The sequence below is a fragment of the Paenibacillus sp. JT22N7 genome (genome assembly GCF_059383875.1).
In genome coordinates this window covers 47,142-66,457 of sequence record NZ_JBXENY010000008.1, presented here as the reverse complement: position 1 = coordinate 66,457, position 19,316 = coordinate 47,142, and the positions used below count along the sequence as shown (strand labels likewise).

The 19,316-nt window shown below is 42.1% G+C and carries 15 protein-coding genes; 6 read left to right on the top strand and 9 right to left on the bottom strand.

Features of this window, described 5'->3' with window-relative positions; genetic code table 11:
• Window positions 1-25: 25 nt before the first annotated feature.
• A complete protein-coding gene (locus tag AC50Y5_RS21350; protein ID WP_494863585.1) occupies window positions 26-1,126 on the top strand; it encodes a DNA cytosine methyltransferase in 1,101 nt (366 codons plus the stop codon).
• A 277-nt stretch (window positions 1,127-1,403) separates the two neighbouring features.
• Window positions 1,404-3,218 carry an ATP-dependent nuclease gene (locus AC50Y5_RS21345; protein WP_494863583.1) on the top strand — a complete coding sequence of 605 codons (1,815 nt, stop codon included), beginning with the start codon at window positions 1,404-1,406 and terminating at the stop codon, window positions 3,216-3,218.
• Between the two features lie 356 nt (window positions 3,219-3,574).
• On the opposite strand, the gene AC50Y5_RS21340 is transcribed toward AC50Y5_RS21345, so the two are convergent.
• Both AC50Y5_RS21340 and AC50Y5_RS21335 read right to left on the bottom strand, forming a co-directional pair.
• Window positions 3,575-4,819 (bottom strand): macrolide family glycosyltransferase, encoded by a 1,245-nt coding sequence (locus AC50Y5_RS21340; RefSeq protein ID WP_494863581.1) that lies wholly within the window; start codon window positions 4,817-4,819, stop codon window positions 3,575-3,577.
• A 310-nt stretch (window positions 4,820-5,129) separates the two neighbouring features.
• Entirely contained in the window at window positions 5,130-5,579 is a 450-nt protein-coding gene (locus AC50Y5_RS21335; RefSeq protein ID WP_056032426.1) for a hypothetical protein, read from the bottom strand.
• A 268-nt stretch (window positions 5,580-5,847) separates the two neighbouring features.
• Here AC50Y5_RS21335 and AC50Y5_RS21330 point away from each other — a divergent pair, with 268 nt between their 5' ends.
• A complete protein-coding gene (locus AC50Y5_RS21330) occupies window positions 5,848-6,639 on the top strand; it encodes a nucleotidyltransferase domain-containing protein (RefSeq protein ID WP_494863579.1) in 792 nt (263 codons plus the stop codon).
• 52 nt (window positions 6,640-6,691) lie between these two features.
• Here the strand turns inward: AC50Y5_RS21330 and AC50Y5_RS21325 are convergent, their stop codons facing one another.
• Window positions 6,692-7,510 (bottom strand): methyl-accepting chemotaxis protein, encoded by an 819-nt coding sequence (locus tag AC50Y5_RS21325; RefSeq protein WP_494863577.1) that lies wholly within the window; start codon window positions 7,508-7,510, stop codon window positions 6,692-6,694.
• 195 nt (window positions 7,511-7,705) lie between these two features.
• Between AC50Y5_RS21325 and AC50Y5_RS21320 the strand changes: the two genes are divergently transcribed.
• Window positions 7,706-8,950: a hypothetical protein gene (locus tag AC50Y5_RS21320; RefSeq protein ID WP_494863576.1), complete on the top strand. Its 1,245-nt coding sequence runs from the start codon at window positions 7,706-7,708 to the stop codon at window positions 8,948-8,950.
• An 84-nt stretch (window positions 8,951-9,034) separates the two neighbouring features.
• Here the strand turns inward: AC50Y5_RS21320 and AC50Y5_RS21315 are convergent, their stop codons facing one another.
• Both AC50Y5_RS21315 and AC50Y5_RS21310 read right to left on the bottom strand, forming a co-directional pair.
• The gene (locus AC50Y5_RS21315) at window positions 9,035-9,214 is read right to left on the bottom strand and encodes a hypothetical protein (protein WP_494863575.1); all 180 of its coding nucleotides are present in this window, start codon (window positions 9,212-9,214) and stop codon (window positions 9,035-9,037) included.
• Window positions 9,215-9,399: 185 nt separating this feature from the next.
• Window positions 9,400-10,908, bottom strand: a complete 1,509-nt coding sequence (locus tag AC50Y5_RS21310) for a helix-turn-helix domain-containing protein (protein WP_494863574.1) — start codon at window positions 10,906-10,908, stop codon at window positions 9,400-9,402.
• A gap of 669 nt (window positions 10,909-11,577) precedes the next feature.
• On the opposite strand from AC50Y5_RS21310, the gene AC50Y5_RS21305 reads away from it, so the two are divergent.
• The gene (locus AC50Y5_RS21305; RefSeq protein ID WP_494863573.1) at window positions 11,578-12,432 is read left to right on the top strand and encodes a DNA-primase RepB domain-containing protein; all 855 of its coding nucleotides are present in this window, start codon (window positions 11,578-11,580) and stop codon (window positions 12,430-12,432) included.
• Between the two features lie 40 nt (window positions 12,433-12,472).
• Here the strand turns inward: AC50Y5_RS21305 and AC50Y5_RS21300 are convergent, their stop codons facing one another.
• A complete protein-coding gene (locus AC50Y5_RS21300; RefSeq protein WP_155972897.1) occupies window positions 12,473-13,111 on the bottom strand; it encodes a hypothetical protein in 639 nt (212 codons plus the stop codon).
• Between the two features lie 114 nt (window positions 13,112-13,225).
• Between AC50Y5_RS21300 and AC50Y5_RS21295 the strand changes: the two genes are divergently transcribed.
• Window positions 13,226-13,882 (top strand): hypothetical protein, encoded by a 657-nt coding sequence (locus AC50Y5_RS21295; protein WP_494863571.1) that lies wholly within the window; start codon window positions 13,226-13,228, stop codon window positions 13,880-13,882.
• 140 nt (window positions 13,883-14,022) lie between these two features.
• On the opposite strand, the gene AC50Y5_RS21290 is transcribed toward AC50Y5_RS21295, so the two are convergent.
• The 3 genes from AC50Y5_RS21290 to AC50Y5_RS21280 all read right to left on the bottom strand — a co-directional run bounded on the left by AC50Y5_RS21290 (window position 14,023) and on the right by AC50Y5_RS21280 (window position 17,880).
• Window positions 14,023-14,256 (bottom strand): hypothetical protein, encoded by a 234-nt coding sequence (locus AC50Y5_RS21290; RefSeq protein ID WP_056032451.1) that lies wholly within the window; start codon window positions 14,254-14,256, stop codon window positions 14,023-14,025.
• Between the two features lie 496 nt (window positions 14,257-14,752).
• Window positions 14,753-14,974, bottom strand: a complete 222-nt coding sequence (locus tag AC50Y5_RS21285) for a transposase (protein WP_494863570.1) — start codon at window positions 14,972-14,974, stop codon at window positions 14,753-14,755.
• A gap of 479 nt (window positions 14,975-15,453) precedes the next feature.
• On the bottom strand, window positions 15,454-17,880 hold the full coding sequence (locus tag AC50Y5_RS21280) for a glycoside hydrolase family 6 protein (protein WP_235533085.1): 2,427 nt from the start codon (window positions 17,878-17,880) through the stop codon (window positions 15,454-15,456).
• Window positions 17,881-19,316: the final 1,436 nt, after the last annotated feature.

The following is a 19,316-nucleotide window of genomic DNA, read 5'->3' as shown; positions in this document are numbered from 1 at the left end:
TATGTAATTCTGATGGAGGTTCAACATGAGAAAACCTATTGTTATTGAATCTTTTTGTGGTGCAGGAGGACTAGGACTAGGACTACACAATGCTGGCTTCGTCATTGGAACCGCTTTTGATTATAATTCACAAGCAGTTTTAACCTATAAAGAGAATCTCTCTGATAAATGTTTCGAAGCGGATGTCACTAAATTAACTGGCAAGATGCTAAATGATCGTATAGGAGTAGATATAAGTGACTTAGATTTATTTGCAGGTGGACCTCCTTGCCAAGGCTTTTCTAAACAAAAAAGAGGAGCACATCTGGGAGATGAACGTAATCATTTAGTTTTGGAGTACACAAGACTTGTTAGAGAATTAAACCCAAAGTTTTTCATGCTCGAGAATGTCTCTATGTTAGGTCATAAACGCGGAAAAATATTTATAGAAGCAGTAGAAGAACAGTTGATAAACTACGAACTTTATCCGCATTTTTATAATAGTGCTGATTATGGACTAGCACAAACAAGAGAAAGATTTATCATCATCGGAAAAAGAAAAGATATTTTTTCCTCTTTCCAAATCCCCTCACCTACAACCAATGTATGGAAAACGGTAGGTGAAGTACTGAGCGAGTTACCCGAGCCTCCTCTGGAAGCAAAGTATGAACATCCAGATTATCATAACCACTATAGGGCAAATGTGTCATATATGAACATAAAACGCTTTTCATATGTCCCTCAAGGAGGAGGATGGAAAAATATACCATTTGAAATGAGATTAAAATGCCATCAAAATGTCGATAGTTCTAAAGGTGGTTGGCCCGATGTCTTTGGACGTCTTAAGTGGGATGGGTATGCTCCAACAATAACTGGCGGATTTGATAGTTTCACACGTGGGCGATACGGTCATCCATTTGAAAATAGAGCAATTACACCTAGAGAAGCCGCTAGATTACAGGGATTTCCAGACTCTTATAGATTTTTTGGGAATAGAACTGAAGTTAGGCAGCAAATAGGAAACGCAGTTCCACCTCAAATAGCTGAAGCAATTGGTAGAAGTATTATTTCAACCCTTACTTCAGAGTTAGAACTTAGTAATATGTCTACACAAATAGGGGAAACCGAAACAAAACATTATGTGTAATTAAAAACAAGGAAGGCAGAGTTTGAAACTCTGCCTTCCTTGTTTTTAATTACACAACCCAAATCATTAAAATTCCCGTCTCTAACATAGAGATTTTAAATTATCATACAAGAATTAAATAGAAACAAATACGACCTCTAATATATGTAGTATTTTACGATACCATTAAAAGTTTAATTATTAAATATGCACTTCTAAAAAAGAAGTTAAAAATTTCAAGAGGATATTTACGAACTTTGTCGAACTGTGATATTAAGTAAATTAGGGAGGAAGTATTATGAAAAATACAGATAGTGATATTATAGACTTAATAAACACAAATCTCGAGGTTTTTAAAAAAGGAGTTTTCAAAAATTTCATAGAGTATATCAGATTTCCGTTCTTTAAGAATCTTGATAATGATACTCATATAACATTTCAATTTCCATTAACCGTATTTGTAGGTGAGAATGGTGCTGGAAAAAGCTCCACTCTACAAGCCTTATACGGTGCACCTAGAGGAAACTCTCCTGGCGAATTTTGGTTTTCTACAAGCATTGATCCTATAAAAGAAGTTGATGAGATAGGAAAGAATAGACATTGCTTCTTTTATGGATTTCATGATCAAACAACGCTAAAAGAAGTATTAAAAACCAGAGCTAAAAGGAATGATAACCCCGATTATTGGGAAACAAGTAGGCCTCTAAAAAAATATAATATGCAAGTTGACAGTAAGTCAAGGTTCACACCTATTGACAAAAAGGTACTTTATTTAGATTTTCGTTCAGAATTAAGTGCTTTCGATCAATATTTTTATTTTGGAGAATTAAAAAGAGGTCTAGCCTCTAAAACTAAACAAGACTACCTAAGAAATCAATCCATTAAACTAAAAAAAGTGTTTGATACAGATAAACAATATAAAATAGGCGTAAATGACCAAAATAAAAAGGTTTCTAAATTATCTAAAGAAGAGATAGAAGTTATTTCTTATATTTTAGGAAAAGACTATATAGGTGGGAAAATTGTTGCCCATAAATTATTCGGAAATTGGGGAACGTCCGTTCTTCTGGAACGAAATGGTATTAAATATTCAGAAGCACATGCTGGAAGTGGAGAAATTGCCGTAGTAAAGTTAGTTCATGAACTATTAAAAGCAGAAAAAGAGACTTTGATTCTACTTGATGAACCTGAGGTATCATTACATCCCGGTGCACAAAAACGTTTAAAAAAAGTACTTTTAAAAATAGCTTTAGAGAAAAAACATCAGATTGTGATATCAACACATTCATCAAACTTTGTTGAGCATTTACCGAAGGAAGCAGTTAAGTTATTCTATCAAGATCTAAATAGTAACAAAACTATAGTACAAGATGATTGTTGGTATAATGAAGCCTTCTATAAATTAGGTGACTCTTACTCATTTAACTACAGAATTCAAGTTGAGGATCGGCTAGCAGAGAAAATAATTAAAAAAACAATGGATCATTTAGGTAATAGTAAATTCAATAATATACAGGTTTTTTTTACTCCAGGTGGTGCTTCTGTTATTAAAAACAACTATATCAAATTGTATTCTACTGAGTCCCTTAACAGAACATTTGTAATTTTTGATGGAGACCAACGTCCAAGCAAACCAATTCAAAGAATAGCTAATATGCAGTTACAGGAAACTCAAAATCAAGCTATTCTCGACGAGGTAATTAAAAACCTAACTGGTGGAAAAGTTAATTTCGAAGTAGATGGAAATTCAGAGCTAGGTGGGCGCGAAGATCAATATTTAATACTCCAAACGAATTATATCAATTACTTTAATAAACATGTATATTTTTTTCCACAGATGACACCGGACGATATTATTTGGGATGAGGACTTTATTAATAAAATTGTTGCAGACAAAAACAAGTGGAAAACTACTATTTCGAATGTGAATTGTAAAACCAAAATATATGAAAGTTCGAAGTTTATATTTGGGAACTATAACTCGAATTCATTAGAAGATATGTTAATCGAAAACTGGATGTTAAAGGATACAGATGAAAAAAATAGTATAATACAAACTTTAGAATCTATACTTGATACCATAAATGGGACTGCCACAAAAACTGCATTATGAAGCACAAAAAAGGAAATCGGCATTTTGAATTTCATCGCTATATTTGATAATATTTAATAGAATACATGTATATGGTTTCATTTTTATAATTTAGACATCTCCTCCACAACCTTAACGGTAAATATTCTTTATATTTTCACATTGTCTACGACTGTTTACAAAAGAAAGGCTTAACAAAAGCCCGACTGCATGTGGTCGGGCTTTCCATAATAGAGGCGAACCATGACTGTGCAAACAAAACTTTGCAAATTTCCTCAGATAGACGTTAATAATTCTATTTTTAACGATGCCCTTGCTAATGTCTACGCTAAGTAGCCACTCTTATCTGACGTCAAGAAAGCTGCTTGCAGCTTTCTTTATTCAAGCGAAGAGCTGGCCGTTGCCGATAACCGCCGATTGTCCAAAAAGCTCCCAATGGCAGCAGCAGCCTGCTTATACCCGCCAGCCTCGCGCAGCGTTTCGCCAATCACGCCAGCCTGCTCCCGGTAGGAGGCATTGCCGAGTACCTCTAATACAGCGTTCCTCAGCACTTCGGGCGTGAGGTTGTTCTTATCCACGATTACTCCCGCTCCCAGCTCCTTCACGCGGCTTGCCACACGAGGCTGATCCGAGGTCAACGGGAGCATAATCAATGGCACATTATAATACAAGGCTTCGCTCGTACTGTTCATGCCCGCATGTGTCAGAAAAGCATCTACACGCTGCAGCACTTCCAGCTGGGGAACATAGGGCCTTATGATGAAATTATCAGGAATGAGATCAGCCACTGGCTCTAAATCGGTATCTTTCCCCGATGATAATATAAACTGTACAGGCAAATCATGAAAGGCGGTGAAGCAGAGCTTATAAAAATCAAGGTCTTTATTTAAAATCGTTCCCATCGAAATGTAAACCGTCTGTTTATACGGAGCATGAAGCGGCTCATAGGCAAAGGCTGGCGCATCCTTGCGCGTTATAATAGATGGGCCGGTGAACACAAAGCTGTCATCCAGCGTGTCACCCATTGGTTGAAAATAACGGCTTGTATAGACAATCTTCAATTGTCCTGGATGTCCGGCAAGTTCATCCAAGGAAGGGGCAGCCACATTAAACTGTGCAGCTAATTGCTGTGACAATTCCATGATGCCGTTATAAAGCTCCTTGACCTCCTCATCGTCATCGTCCAGTTTATTGCCCGATCCAAGCAGCTCTACAAAAACAAAGGTAGTCGTCGAGCAAACCGTTGGTATACCCAGCTTTTCACCTAAAACTTGTCCTCCCCAGCCCATTAAGGAGTCAAAAATAAGATAATCATAGGTTTCATTTTCAGTCAGCCTCAGAACATCCGGAATAAATCGCTGAATAATATGTTTTAAAATCATATATATAAATTGATAGGGATGCTTGATTTCAAACGGCTTCATATCAGGGTTATTCATCAGGGTTGCCTCGTTGAATGAGTAAGCCCTAAATTGCACACCGATCTGTTCAATCTTCGTCCGGTATTTCTCCGTACAACAATAGACGACTTCATCGCCGTTCTCTACCAGCTCCTTGATCAATCCCAATGAGGGATTGATATGCCCTTCTGCAGGCATCATTACCACTAACACACGTGCCAAGTATTCCACCTCCAATAAAATTCCAATCAACTAATAGTGGGGATATTCTATCCTAATCTTTCAGACCATATGGGATAAGCCGCGTACTGAAGCCTTCGCTTCTATGGATATTTTATACATTAATACCATTTTTGTAAATAGTATGTCGTTTTTTGTTTTTACGAAGGAACAGGCGCAATGAAAGTATGCAGGCTATTTGCTTAAAATAATAAAAACTCTACAACCTCATGGAGGCTGTAGAGTTTCTATTAGTGGAGACAGGAGCAATTAAGTCCATAATGTCTACCGTTATTTTACAATGACTGGCTGGTCACGGTACCCAAACATCCCTTTTGTAAAAGGTTACGCTGTAAGCTGCCGTGTCGCTGTAGCGTCCATCTTTGCTTATTACTTTAAAATATACATTATCGTAGTCGACAAGAACCGTATCCGTTCCTGACGTATTCGTAGAAGAAGCAACCAAATTCCCTGCACTGTCATAGGCGTATAAATCGTAATCATAGCCGGAAGGAGAACCCAGCACGACAGATTTGCCATGCCCTCTGAATGTAAAGTAGTCCACATCTGTCGGGGATGATAAATAGGACCAGGCGCTTCCCCCCCAGTAAGACGGGCCATAGGGAGTAGCCACCGTTTGCGTTGGAATTTTATACGCTGTGCTTAAAGTGTCATTCGACTCGTAATTATCCGCCCAGGCGGCACCCGCAATCGATCCTGATAACAGCGTTAACATAATAGCGGAATACAATGTTTTCTTCATTTCATTCTCCCTCCATTTCTTTTGATAGATTAGCACGCCAATAAGGCTTCAAGCTTTTTCCCCGTTCTTAGAAACGCTTGCTCAGAAAAAGCCCCAAACCACCCCCCATCAAAATATGGAATTAAATTGATTATAATGTAAACGGATACAAATTGTCCACTTTTTTCTCTCTCCCTCACTCAACCTCTATGAATTGACAAAGGGTATTCGAGATGATAAGTTGGCGTAATACCCATTTTGATGGGTCATATTATAAGGGGTGTTTGCTATGTTTTTACCTGTGCACGAACGATTCCTCAATCAAGCAAAGGAAAAACTCAGTCAAGATCAACGAGTTCGCGGTCTCCTTGCCGGCGGCTCCATGATGACGAATACGATGGATGAGTATAGCGATTTAGACCTAATCATCGTTTACGACTCAGCCTACCAGGAGCAAATGATGAATCAACGGCTTCTCATTGCTGAAGGCTTGGGCAAGCTGCTGTCTGGATTTACAGGTGAGCATGTCGGCGAGCCTCGCGTGGTGATTTGCTTATACGGACCAGAACCGCTGCATGTCGATCTTAAATTCGTTACATTGGAAGAGCTTGAAATACGAATCGAAAACCCTCTTATTTTATGGGAAAAGGATCAGGAAATCAGTCATATTTTTGAAAAAACCTCTCCCTCTCATCCGTACCCGGATGCCCAATGGATAGAGGACCGTTTCTGGGTGTGGGTTCATTACGGCGCAACGAAGCTGGGAAGAGGAGAATGGTTTGAACTGATCGACCATCTAACCTTTATTCGCGGTGCTGTCTTAGGCCCGTTGGTATTAATGAAAAACGGGCAGCTTCCTAGAGGCGTCAGAAAATTGGAACAGTATGGCATCAATGAAATAGAACAGCTAAAAAAGACGATTCCTTCGCACCAATTTGAAAGCTGCTACCATGCATTAAAAAGCACAATCGATTTATATAAATACTTGCGTCAACAATCGGATACACTCATTTTAAAAGAAGAAGCCGAGCAAGCTTCTATGGCTTACCTTGAAAAGATATATGCTTCATCGGTTCATTAGAAAACAAAAAGAGCACCTGGTACGGTGCTCTGCTCTTTTTCATGATGATGGGTTATAACTTCTTTGCAAATTGATTAAGCTGCTCCGACATGCGATGAACCTCTTCAATAAAATCCAAAACCTGTCGGGATGATACGGCCTGCTGATCAACAATGGATGTTATACCTTCGATAGAGGTACGCATACCGCTTATTGCCTCTTCAAATGTTTTCAGAGTATGCTGAATCGCGTTTGTAGAAGTAAGCGTCTCATTGGACAATTTCCGTATTTCACTGGCTACAATGCCAAAGCCTTTCCCTCGATCCCCTGCATGTGCTGCTTCAATCGCCGCATTAATGCCTAATAAGTTCGTCTGGTCCGCTACTTTTCTGACAATGGATACAACTTTACCCGCTTCATCTACTTGTTCTACCGTCTGATGGGAGAGTGATAGAAGCTGCTGGGCAGACTCTGCCAGTGTTACCGAGCTATCCGCAACTTGTGAGAGCTGATTGTTAGCTTGCGATAGTGAAGACGAAATTTGGTCCGCAATGGCTATTAATTCGCTCTGTTTTCGAAGCTGAATAGCTATGCCGCCGATTACATTTCCATTAGAGTCGTGGAGTGGTGTTGCCGTCCCAATAAATTCAAAACCATAAAAGGTGGCAGGAACTTCTGCCCTTAACGCTACATTATTCCGAATCGCATGCATTAGCGGTTCCTCGTGATGCAGCGGTTGACCAACACGTATGTGCAAATCAATATTTTCGCCAGCCCAATAAGCAATAAATTTTTCTGTATCACAAATAGCAATCGATAATTCTGCAGGAACTGCTGCTTTAAAGATAGGAACCATGGTAATCAAAGCTTCAAGAGATTCTATGCTGTTCATTTTGGTGTTCCCCTATCCATGTCTGTATAATAGAAGCTTTAGCATTTTAAATATATCGCAGAAAACAAAAATACGCCATTTATTCATGGTCAGATTCATGAACGGAATGTTTGTGACAAGACATCATATCCCAAACCATATGATATAATCACCATAGCTAATACATTACATACGATTTAGGAGGATTCTACTTTAATGAGAAAGTTTGCTTTACGTATTCAATTATTTTCTTTGATTGCGATTTTGACAACATTTTTATCGCAACCTGTATCTGCTGCTGACTTTACAGAGCTTCCCGAGCCACGATGGACCATAACGGTTCCAGATCACACATCAACAACTATTTTAGACAGAAATTATTACTTTCTAGGTAAAAAATATTTTCCTATCGTATCTAATCAAAACGGTTCTCGTACTGGATATATGTTTCAGGATTATAGCCCCGGAGGAAAAAGCAAATCCACTTACAGGATGATGGCTTTTGACGATACGACGGGAAAGCAAAAATGGATACGCAACTCGCCTCACGTGTACAATGCATTCGATATAGACCGTAATGGGAACTTATATTATGTAGAACAGGTAAAAATTGAAAAGAAAAATGTCAGAAAGCTAGTCGCGCTTGATTCAAACAATAAGCAGCGATGGTCGAAGACCCTTGCTTATAGTTTTAATTGGTACGTGCTTGATGATGGACGCATTGCTACTATTGATACGATTCAAGATAAGAGCCATTTAGTTCTATATTCAACGGAAGGCAAACAACTTCTTGATAGAGAATACGATGGCGTTATACGCCACATCCAAGGAAATTATGTCGGCTCCGTTAATTATGTAGGGGCTGCAACGATTTTAGATATCTATTCTATTTCGGCTAACAAAAAAATCACGACTGCCAAATACCCGCAGGATTATTTTAGCTATATACATGCTGACTTCGATGTTCTCAGTGGTGGAACTGTTCTTGTTCCGGTATTAGATGCCAAGACCGGAATTGAAACCTTATACGGCTATTCACCTGATGGAACAAAGAAATGGAGCCGCATCATGCCAACACCTGAGTCTGATCGTAAAGATAGATTGTTCATGTCCATAGGCAATCACTATCTGGTTCAGGATAAAAATACGCTGACCGTATACGATACAAACAATAAGCTTGTCGCAACGAGAACCTTTGATGACTTGCCTGACCAATACACGTTGCAGCTGCTAGGGAACCAGAGTATCGCCTTCGGTGGTGTCGAGTCCAAAGGTTCTTGGTTTGATTTTGAAAAGCCATCAAAAGCAGCCTTCTATGTATTGGATTCTAGCACACTCAAAACGCAAACCTCATTAATTCTGGAACAAGCGCGGTTTGCCGAGAGAAACATTCGATTCTTGAATGCAACTACCTTTTATCTGGATATGGGTAAGAGTCTTGCGAAGTATGAGCTGAAGTAACCCTATTTTTAATTGCGCTCTATTAAAAAACAAACAAAAGCCATCAACCCATTCACTGGTTAATGGCCTTTTTATCTTATTCTATTAAAAATCCATCCAAAAAAATTGAGAGACAGCAAGCATAAATGCAATAACATTGGCAACCATAAACAACCACTTTTTGGCTCTTCGGCTTACGGGCTCTTGTCCTATAAATAAAGTCCAAGCTACAATCCCATTAAACACAACCATAATAATAAGAGCCAGCCACCAATTAGCAACCATTACGACTTCGTCCTCTCCAACCAGATTGAATATTACATGGATTCCTCTATAAAATTACTTTAATTTCCTCTTTACTGTCAAGTTTTAGAATGTAATATTTCCCAGAATCCCAATCTTAAAAATGATTATCTATACCCTGTCGTTTTTTGACTCTCATCGAAGTAGAGGTGATATGCTTTTTGCTTTTATTTGCTGCCTTCAACCAGCAAATCAACGATGATATTCAACTGATGTTCTACTGAGATCGGATCACTGAGAAGGAATGTATCGAAATCAATATTGTAGATCTTTCCTGCTTTCCCTGCTGGTGAATTTTTAATTAGCTTCTCCACCTTCTTCAATTCTTCCTCTGCTCCTTCATTCACAGCTAGAAATAACCGATCACCTATGAAATCAGGAATGACCTCAGTAGATATTTCCCATGTTTCTCCATTGATAACATCATTCTTTATTTTTTCGGTTGGCTTTAAACCCAGGTACCTGTAAAGAATGTTGCCCCCCATATTGGTATCACCGTAAATAAAAACGGCATCAGGACGCACATTCAAAATCGAGAAGGTTTCATCCGCCCCAATAAACGGGGCAATCTTCTCCTTGTAATCGGCTATCTTTGTCGCAAATGCCTCATTCCATTGCTTAGCTTCCTCTTGCTTGCCAAGAATATCGCCAAACATTTCAACATCCTTTATCGGATCGTTGTGCTGTTCTACAACAATGGTTGGGGCGATCTGGCTCAGTGCTTCGTACCCGCCCTCTACTGCCTCTGCGAATGGTGCCGTTGTAACAATCAGGTCGGGCTCCAGCGAGAGAATCTTCTCCGGATCAGGCGGAATACCAATGTCCTCAATACCGGAAGTATCACTTAACAGCGGGTTACTCAGAATGTAGGTGGTTGCACCTACTGGTTTTACCCCAATCGCCATCAGCTCACCTAAATGATAGAGGCTGACCACCCGCTGAGGTTTTACAGGAATTTCTGTTTTGCCCTTCAAATGCTCGTAAATGCGTGTTTCTGCAGCTGCGCTTTCTGTAGCGACACCTGCAGAAGCAGTCTGGGATTCCGCCGCCCCTGTATTACTGCCTGTATTGCTGCCTGTCTGACAAGCATTCAGCAGCAAGGCTGTGCATAATAGCAACATTGCTCCAAACGCGGGTCTTGAAAATCTAAACATTGATGTGTCCCCTTCCCCATTGCATTGATAACAAATCTCATTCTCATTATGGGAAACAAGCTTTGGGGTTACAATAGACGATTTTAACAGACGTAATGGATTATTCTGAACAGCCCGCCGATTGTCCTCCCGAAATTGAAGCGGAGAGCAGCCCGTATGCTTCTTGAATAAGCGGCTAAAATAATAGACATCCGCATAGCCAATGCTGCTAGCTATTTCCTGGATACGTGCCTCCGATTTCAGCAGAAGCTGCTTTGATTTGTGAATGCGTACATGAATCAGATATTCAATCGGACCGACCCCAATCTGGTTTTTGAACAAACGAGACAAGTAGCTCGCGCTGCAGCTGTAAATCCCGGCCAATTCCTCGGCGGTAATTGACTCCCTGTAATGCTCTTGAATATAGTGTATCGCTTCGGTTACTAAGTTCGGTCTGCTGTTTTCCTTTGCCAACGTGCGGACTTGCCGCATAACCTCATACACAAACGGAAGAAAAACAGACTGCGCCTGCAATTTGTCCATCGGGGTTGCCTGCTGCCATAAGTGATGCATGGTTTGGCACTTTTCCCGTAGAGGCAGCGACGCATAAGGAGTGAATGCATACGGCATATGGAAGCCCTCTCCATCCTCCGACGATTCACACTCGGCTTTATAAAGAAGCAAATAGCAGGCAAAGTCGTTTCCTAGCGGCATAAAATCCAGCTCCGCATCCTTCCCTCCGTGCAAAATGTGAAGGGGCTGAGTGCGATAGACCGTTCCCGACAGACTCACTCTTGCCTCTCCATGGGTAGTAACTACGAAAAAGCTCGTATGCGTCACAAAGCGATCAGGAACCGTTCCTTTCTCTACACCATACTGCCGAATATCCAGCAGTCTAACAGCGGCTCGGCTCCACCGTTCGATGTGGGCTTCCCAATCCATACGCAATCCCCCTCTCTCTGTCTTGGCGAACTTCGCCCACTCGCCCAATTTCTTTATCTTGAGAGCTTTTTTATTATTTTGAAAAACATTAGGTTTACCTTGCGATTAATCTGCTTTGATAGCGCCCTAGCAAACGCCCTGACTATTTGATTAGCCTATCACATGTTAAAAAATGGGTACTGATCCTTACACTTGTGTCCTCTTTCCAGAATATGATTGTTTAGAAAAGAATCGAAAGTGTGACGCATGCTCTAAAGGAGATGGGGTTCAATGGCAAAACGTTTAGGCTCAACGACATATTCGAGAAATTTGAAGAGGTTCTCCAGTCATGCACGCTATTTTATAAAAAAACTAGGCTGCGAGCAGAACGAACAACTGAATTTCATTTTAGTCCATGACGATAAGAACAAAAATACAAAATGCAGTTCCACTTCCAAGCACCCAGCCATGACACTTCATAAACCGCTAAGTCTACTTGAAAGCCATACTCCTCAATTCACACTCTTTACCAAGAGGAATAAACGCATACATGTTCTCAGTCAAAATAAGAAAGGTTATGCCGTATTTATGGAGATCAATTACCGAGAATCAAAGACTAGTGATTTCAAAAAAATCAGAGCACAGTTTATCGATGTAGATCTAAACAAGATTTCCGTGCATTTAGACACCAAAGAACAGGTCAAACAGATGATTGAAACGATTCAATCCGACCCAGCAGAACAGCTTCAATCGATTACGGTTAAAAAAAATAAAAAAGGCCAATACCACCTGCTAGCTCTGCGAAAAAAACAGAGAGTAGCTAAATTGAAGAACGCATTTATTAAAAAGTTCAAGACTCACATTAAGGATACGATGATTGTCGAAACTAAAAACGGATATCACATCTACTGGGTTATCCAAGGTGGCTCCGTAAGCAAATTCGTTCCTATTCAAAAAGCTTTAGCCAAAAAATTCAGCTCTGATCCCATGATAACCAATCTATCCAGAGTCATGCGCATACCTGGCTTTTACCATATGAAAAATCCTAGAAGCCCCTTTATGGTAAGGGTTAAACAATTGGGCAGGAAAAAACCTTTCTCCCAAGCAGAAATTATTCAATCTCTAGCTTTAAAACCCTTTAATTAGCTTATATAGCTTAAGCAAATGACGCCTCATAATCGGAGGTCTATTTTGCTGCTTTTACTAACTTCTTCGCCGCCTTTTGAACGGAGCTTTTGGGATGGACTTCATAATCATATCCATACACCAAAACTTCGGCCGCTAAACTCGGGGAGACCTTAGCGATTCCAATCATGGCCGTTAACAATTTAGATAGAAATTTCTCCTCTAATTGAAGGAGTCCCTTCTTTAATATCGGCAGAATCATTTTGGCTTCCGCTTCACCGCAGGATGCCAGATTCCCCAAGCAAAGGATAGAATAATCTTTTACGATTGTACTTTGGTCCAAAAACATCCGTTCTTGTATTTCTTCAAGTACATCGAAAATTCGATTAGGTATGCTAAAACTTATGAGAGCAACAGCATGCATGGACTCCCATCTCACCCGTGTATGTTTGTGATGAATCGAGGAGAGTAGCTGCTTGGCATATGGCGTAACTAGGTGAGGGTGAGTTTCTGCTACCTTTGTAAAAACTTCTGCGCAATCTCCCGCAATTTTCACGTCGGTATGTAATAAGCCTTCTGCAATTTGATTTAATAGGGTTGGGGTTTCTTTGCACATTAACGCTACATTTTCATTCGATTGCTGCGTCGAATCTCCAGTCTGCGAGGACAACATTGAGACTACAGTTCCTCTCTCCTCCACTTAACGATCACACTCCTTGTTTACTATCAGGTTAATAGTATCTGCAGAATGGTGTCTTGGCAAACACAAATAGGTTCTCATCGTAAAGGCTATGCCAGTAACACAAATGGGCTAATGGCTAATACACATAGACTGGGGTTGAATATAACCTCCACCTCCACAAAACCTAAGCCCACTGATAATGAAAAGGGCACAACATCGGCTATCGATGAATGCGTGGATCGCGCTTTTCGAATTCCTATATTTTTGAGTACAACCAATACGGTAAATGACCTGCAAGGACAATTTCTGAACCGTCTTGTTGCAGAAATTGAAGAGGCATTGCTATTTCCCCGCACATTGCCTGTAAGTGAACAATATCCAGAGAGCATCCTCACGAATATACGACGCTTGGTTTTTTCAAGCTACGGCTTGCTCGCGATCAACTTCCGCAGATTTTTTGTGGAAATTCTTCAATCCAATGTGGGGCAGCCGCCGACGAGCACTCCGTTCTGGGAAGGATCGACTTTTTCTCAAATCGAGCCTGCCATGGCTTTTCAATTCGGAATTCCAATATTATTAGTTAGAGAGCGGGGAACTGACGTCAATAATGGCGTTTGGGCTGGAGGAATCACACCTCTCAACATATTTATCGATTGGGATTCCGACAACCAATCCGTAGACGATTTCTTTAACAGTGTTCAATGGAGAGAGGTCTTTGCCAATTGGGCTGCAGAGGTAAGGGGTAACTATTTGCTTAGAACGGAACCCCTATTCAATAATCAACATTAATTAAAAATCCACAACCGGATTCGGTTGTGGATTTTGCAATATGGAGGCGAGGGGAATCGATCCCCTATCCGAAGATCACGCCACTCTTGCTTCTATGGGTGTAATCATTGTTTTGACTTCGTCTGCGGCAGCGCCCTGTACTAAACGGCCCTATTCGCTACAATTTCGTCTATTTCACACTTCAGTAACAGGTATCTATGGGCACTTCTCATGATCGGGACTTTTGTTAAGTGATATTTATCCACGAAGACCTTCATTTGATCTTTGGAGAGACCCATTAATCCTCCTGCCTCCGTAACGGTTAATACAACTAAGTTGCTCGTTGCATTAAACGTCTTTTTTACTTTTAGATTCCAGTCTTCAAATCTGTTCATATCGAGTTTCCTCTCTCGTTCCTAATCGATCGGAATACTTCATTATATCATGCCTTCAGACAAATACGGATTCTATTCCGAAAAACCTTTCCAACACAAAACCCAGCCCTCATGCGGACTGGGTTTTCATGGCGGAGGCGAGACAGCGTATCCCACTACCCGCTGGCTAATCCACTATTATTTTCATTGCATCAACGTCGATTTTTGCTCCAATTCGTTTTAGTAGATTAAAACCTATTATCCCTTGCATTTCCAACCCATAATCCATATTTCCAATTTCAACTTGAAAGTTTTGAGTGACTGCTTCTCCAATTGCTATTGAATTAACAATTTTGGTATAAAAGTACTCAACACCGCTTCTTCCAGCACAGCTGCTGTTTCCTCAAGCTTTGCAGGAAGCTCATTTGGATCTGTAGCGGCCTATTCGCCAGCTTCTTGCTGCGTGAGGGTATGAATATGCGCAAGGGTCTCCTGCACCTTTACCTTGATCTTTTCCTCAAAGCGCAGCGTGGATTTTTTTCCACACAAACGAATATTTGTTAGCATCGGCTTCGATCTTTGTACCGTCGAGAAAGTAGCTCTCCATCGTGATGTAGTGATCTGCGATGAGCTTGTGGGTCATCGTTTCAAACAACTCATCCATGAATGCTTTCATGCGCACGCCTCGGAAGTCGTTTAAGGTACGGAAGTCCGGCTGCTGCATCTCGGCCAGCCACATCGCGGGGATGTTTTCTCGCAGCAGCTTTTCGATCCCTCGGCATGCATCTAATAAAAACGGGGCGTCCAGTAGTCAGCTTTCACCGACTTTCTGGACAGCCCCTTTTGTAGTATGGAGGCGAACCGTGGTTGTGCAAAACAACAATTCCCCGCCGCATGTTGAGCAGAATTTTAGATAGGTGGAATCATTTATTCTTGGAAGCATGTTGTAAATAAAAAACTTCTTACCTCTCCAGCAATTGCTTATAACCATTTAGACATTTATATATCCCCTGATGCTAATTCTTAATACTAATGCTCTTCAACACGTGCCTGCAAAAAATCCTTCATCAGCTAATAAACAATAAAATCCCCAACGTCTGCATACGTCCTTACTTCGTATTCACGGCCTAGATACATTCCTATGGCCTGCACAGCATCTTACTCGTCTTTAACTCTGACCGATTCGGCAATCAACTCTGGAGTTTCTTTTTCTGTCCTTTAAGGCTCAATTCCCCACACTAGGCTGCCGCCTTTATAGAGGGTCACCTTGTTCCAGTCCTGATAGGATGTTTTGGTTGGATCGTAGGAATAATCATTCGTTTCGTCAAAGTTGGTCCAGTCCGTTTTGTACATGCGGAGCTGGATATCCCCGGATTGTCCACCTGCCTGGATCGCGCTGGCTCCGGAAGTGAAGCTGAGCTCTACATACGTATCGGTGAACGTGCGCAGGATGTTGGTACCGCCAACCTGAGCCCAGTCAATGGCCGAGTCCATAGCTGCGGTGCCTTCCTTCGAGAAGTAATAACGGATTTTCAGATCACTCAGATCTACAGCCGTGCTGCCAATGTTTTTGATATTGAAATACGGCTTGATCTGGTTGTCTGTCGCATTGGTATCTCCCGCACGATATTGCAAGACCAGATCGCTGGTCGGAACAACCACGCTTTGCGGAGTTGCGGAAGCAGCGGCAGAATTGGCGCTTTCCCCCGCAGCGTTCACAGCAGTCACAACATAGTGATAGGTTGTACCATTGGTCAGACCTATATTCGTGTAAGAAGTGCCGCTCACATTGGCAGCAACGGTAGTGAATGGACCGGACGCGCTCAGCGCGCGTTTCACGTTATAACTGGTCGCTCCTGCAGAAGCCGTCCAGGATAGGCCGATCTGTGCATTGCCTGCTGTGGCCGTCAATGCAGTAGGTGCAGCAGGAGCGATGGCTCCAGCTACCGGCACAGCATTTTTTACAGCCGAATTCGCGCTTTCACCTGCGGTATTCACGGCGCTGACCACATAATAGTAGATCGTCCCGTTGGTCAGACCCGTATTGGTGTACGATGTGCCGCTCACATTGGCGGCAACGGTGGTAAACGGTCCGGACGCACTCAGCGACCGCTTCACGTTATAGCTCGTTGCTCCTGCGGAAGCCGTCCAGCTCAATGATACCTGTGCATTGCCTGCTGTCGCAGTCAGTGCTGCCGGAGCTGCTGGAGCCGTCGTTCCGCCGCCATTGGTGGCCGGAAGAACAGGGAATGCGTTTTGCACCAGCATGACGAATTGATCATGGAACCAATGGCCAGATACCGGAGCGTTAGGAAGCGCCCCCGTCAATACACCATCACGAGTTGTAAACGTTGGATCACACATCCGGTCGAAGCCCTTGCCCTCATTGTTTGGAATTTCCGAACTGGAACCGTCGGATTCACCCGGAGGCTTGACCCACACATAGGCATCCAGATGGGCAGGTCCCGGTGCTGCCTTAGGTGCTTCACCTATGCCTGCTCCACTGTTGTTGCACCAGTTCCCCCGGTGATCCCGGCGATCGACACGCCCGGAATTCACGTAGGTGTTAATATCACTGCCTGTAGCCGATGTCGGACGGTTTACCCCTCCCCAGCCATTGCGGCTGGTATCAATCAGGAAGCCTATGCTGGCCGGCCAGCCTGCCTGCACAAACCCGCTATACAATGCAGCCGTAAAATCGGTTTCGTCAAAATACGGATTCCACTCATAAAACTTGGACGACTTGATCGGTTGTCCTCCGATGTTCAGATCCGGGTTGGGCAGATTCGGTTCATTCAGCGGAGTGCTGTTCGCCGTGTTGGTAATGAAGCCGTCTGCGCTATTCAGGCCAGCCGCTGTCCCCTGGACAACGCTCGTATACAGCGAGATAGTAGCTGTCCGGTTGTTATCCCATCCGAGCCAGCCGGAGTGACCGATATCCAGGTAGTTGTACACATTCGGAATGGCATGCAGCTTGTCCAGTGCATATTTCACGCCAGCTTCATAGATGCCTGTCGAACTGGCTTGAGCACAGGCTGGTGTATTGAGATTGGTGACCAGGTTAGGCAAACTGTCCGGTTCAATGATGGCAATGATGCGAATGTCCTGATACTTGGGTTTGGCAAAAATACCTGCGATGACATCAATATAATCCGTTTTGTACGTCTGCAATGCGGCCTGCGTCAGTGGCAATTCACCGTTGGACGCCAGCGCATGGCAGTCCCGGCCCGGCAGATTGTAAATGACGAATGAAGCGGTAATCGGAGTACCCACTTTCTTTTGAGCCAGAGCAGCATCCAGATGCTCCTCGATACTTTTGCGTCCGGCATTGTTCGCCCCGCCATTAATGGCGGCAATTCGGTCAATCCAGACTGCAGTTGGATAAGATTTGACCGTTTCCATCTTTGCTTTTAGCGACGTGTCACTGGTAAGCGTGATGGATGTATCGACAAGGGCGGAATAATCCGGGTTCAGGTACGCTGTAGCTCCGACAAACGGATTATTCTGATGCGCTTCCGCAGCCTGGATCGCCCCCGGGGCCATGCCATGGAAAATCCCCACCACAAGCAGCGCTATTACAAGTATTTGCTTTATACCTTCACGGAGAGCCTTACCGCCATTAAATTTAGTTTTCAATTTCATCATCATGGATCCACCTTTCCTTTGGTTAGATTTATTAAATATTCATAATTGATCCTCTGTCTCGGCATGATGTGTATGCACCCTAGAGAACGTACGGATGAACTGTGAATTTTCACCTCCGGCTAAAATGATAGCGCTTGCAATAAGGTGGGCAGATAGCCTTTAAAGCTGCAAACAGAGCAATAGAAATAGTGACTAAATATGCAAATCAGTTTCCTTGGTGAGGGGTACCGCTTGTGGGTAAATGCGGGTAATCATCGGTGTAAAAGCTTCAGGACATGTAACCGGGCTCCAAAAAAGAAAGCGCTTACTTTTTGAGCTTTTAAAAAAGGCTTATCCTCGATATAGACTTCACAGCGCATGTTCACCTCCTTATGAATCAATTATACTTTATGGATATTTTGCTGTAAATTGAATCAATTAAAATTATTTATATTTAATACCAAAAACTAGATGATAATTTAGATAACCCCCTTCCCATCCCAATCACGGCCGTATCTCCATCTTTATCCCGCTTGTAAACACCTTATGAAATCTATGAACGAATATATACTCTAGTATATTTCTTATACCCTTTTTAAAAACTCATTATTTTATTACATTTTGTTTTTATTATTATATATTTTAGTTTAATGTAATGTGAACGGACTTCTGATCGGTGTTAGTCAAGATAGTTGTCGCGAATATATTAATATAAGATAGCCATGTTTGAGCTTTTTGCTCAGCTTGAATAGCGCTTGCTTTTTCCGGATTGAGCCCAACTTCTTCATCCAGGCCTCAATTGCGCCTTGCCCCTGACCAGCGACCAGGATTCGAGGCTTTCTGTCAAAGTAAAATCCCCTCGCAATCGCAATCAATGGCTTTATGTCCTATGTATTTTCATAACAGCGTTTCAACCCGCTAGACTGATTTTTGAAAAGCAGATCATAGGTTTCGTTTCTGTTACGCAGATTTTCATGGATATCAAAGGCTGCCATTGCGCCATCTTTTATAACCATCATCTTCTCGAATCAATTCAACCCTACCCTGAAGAACAGCTTCAATGGATTACAGTTAAAAGAAATAAAAATGGCCACTACCATCTGTTAGCTCTGCGCACAAAGCAGAGAGTACCGCAATTGAAGAGGGCGTTTATAAACAAATTCAGCTCCGATCCACTATTAACCAATTTATCAAGAGTCATGCGTATACCGGGCTTTTACCATATGAAAAATCCTAGAAGCCCTTTATCGTAAAAGTTAGACAACTGGACAGAAAAAAAACCGACCTTGTGCGGTCGGGATTTGCATATTGATTGTTGGGGGATTTGAAGTCCTATCCGAAAACCACACCACGCTTGCTTCTACGGGTGTACTGCCCGGTCCTCTGATTCCAACATAGCGTTCCCTCGCTTCTAATTCCGATCGAGAGGTGTGAAAGAAGCAATATTCACGACTAGG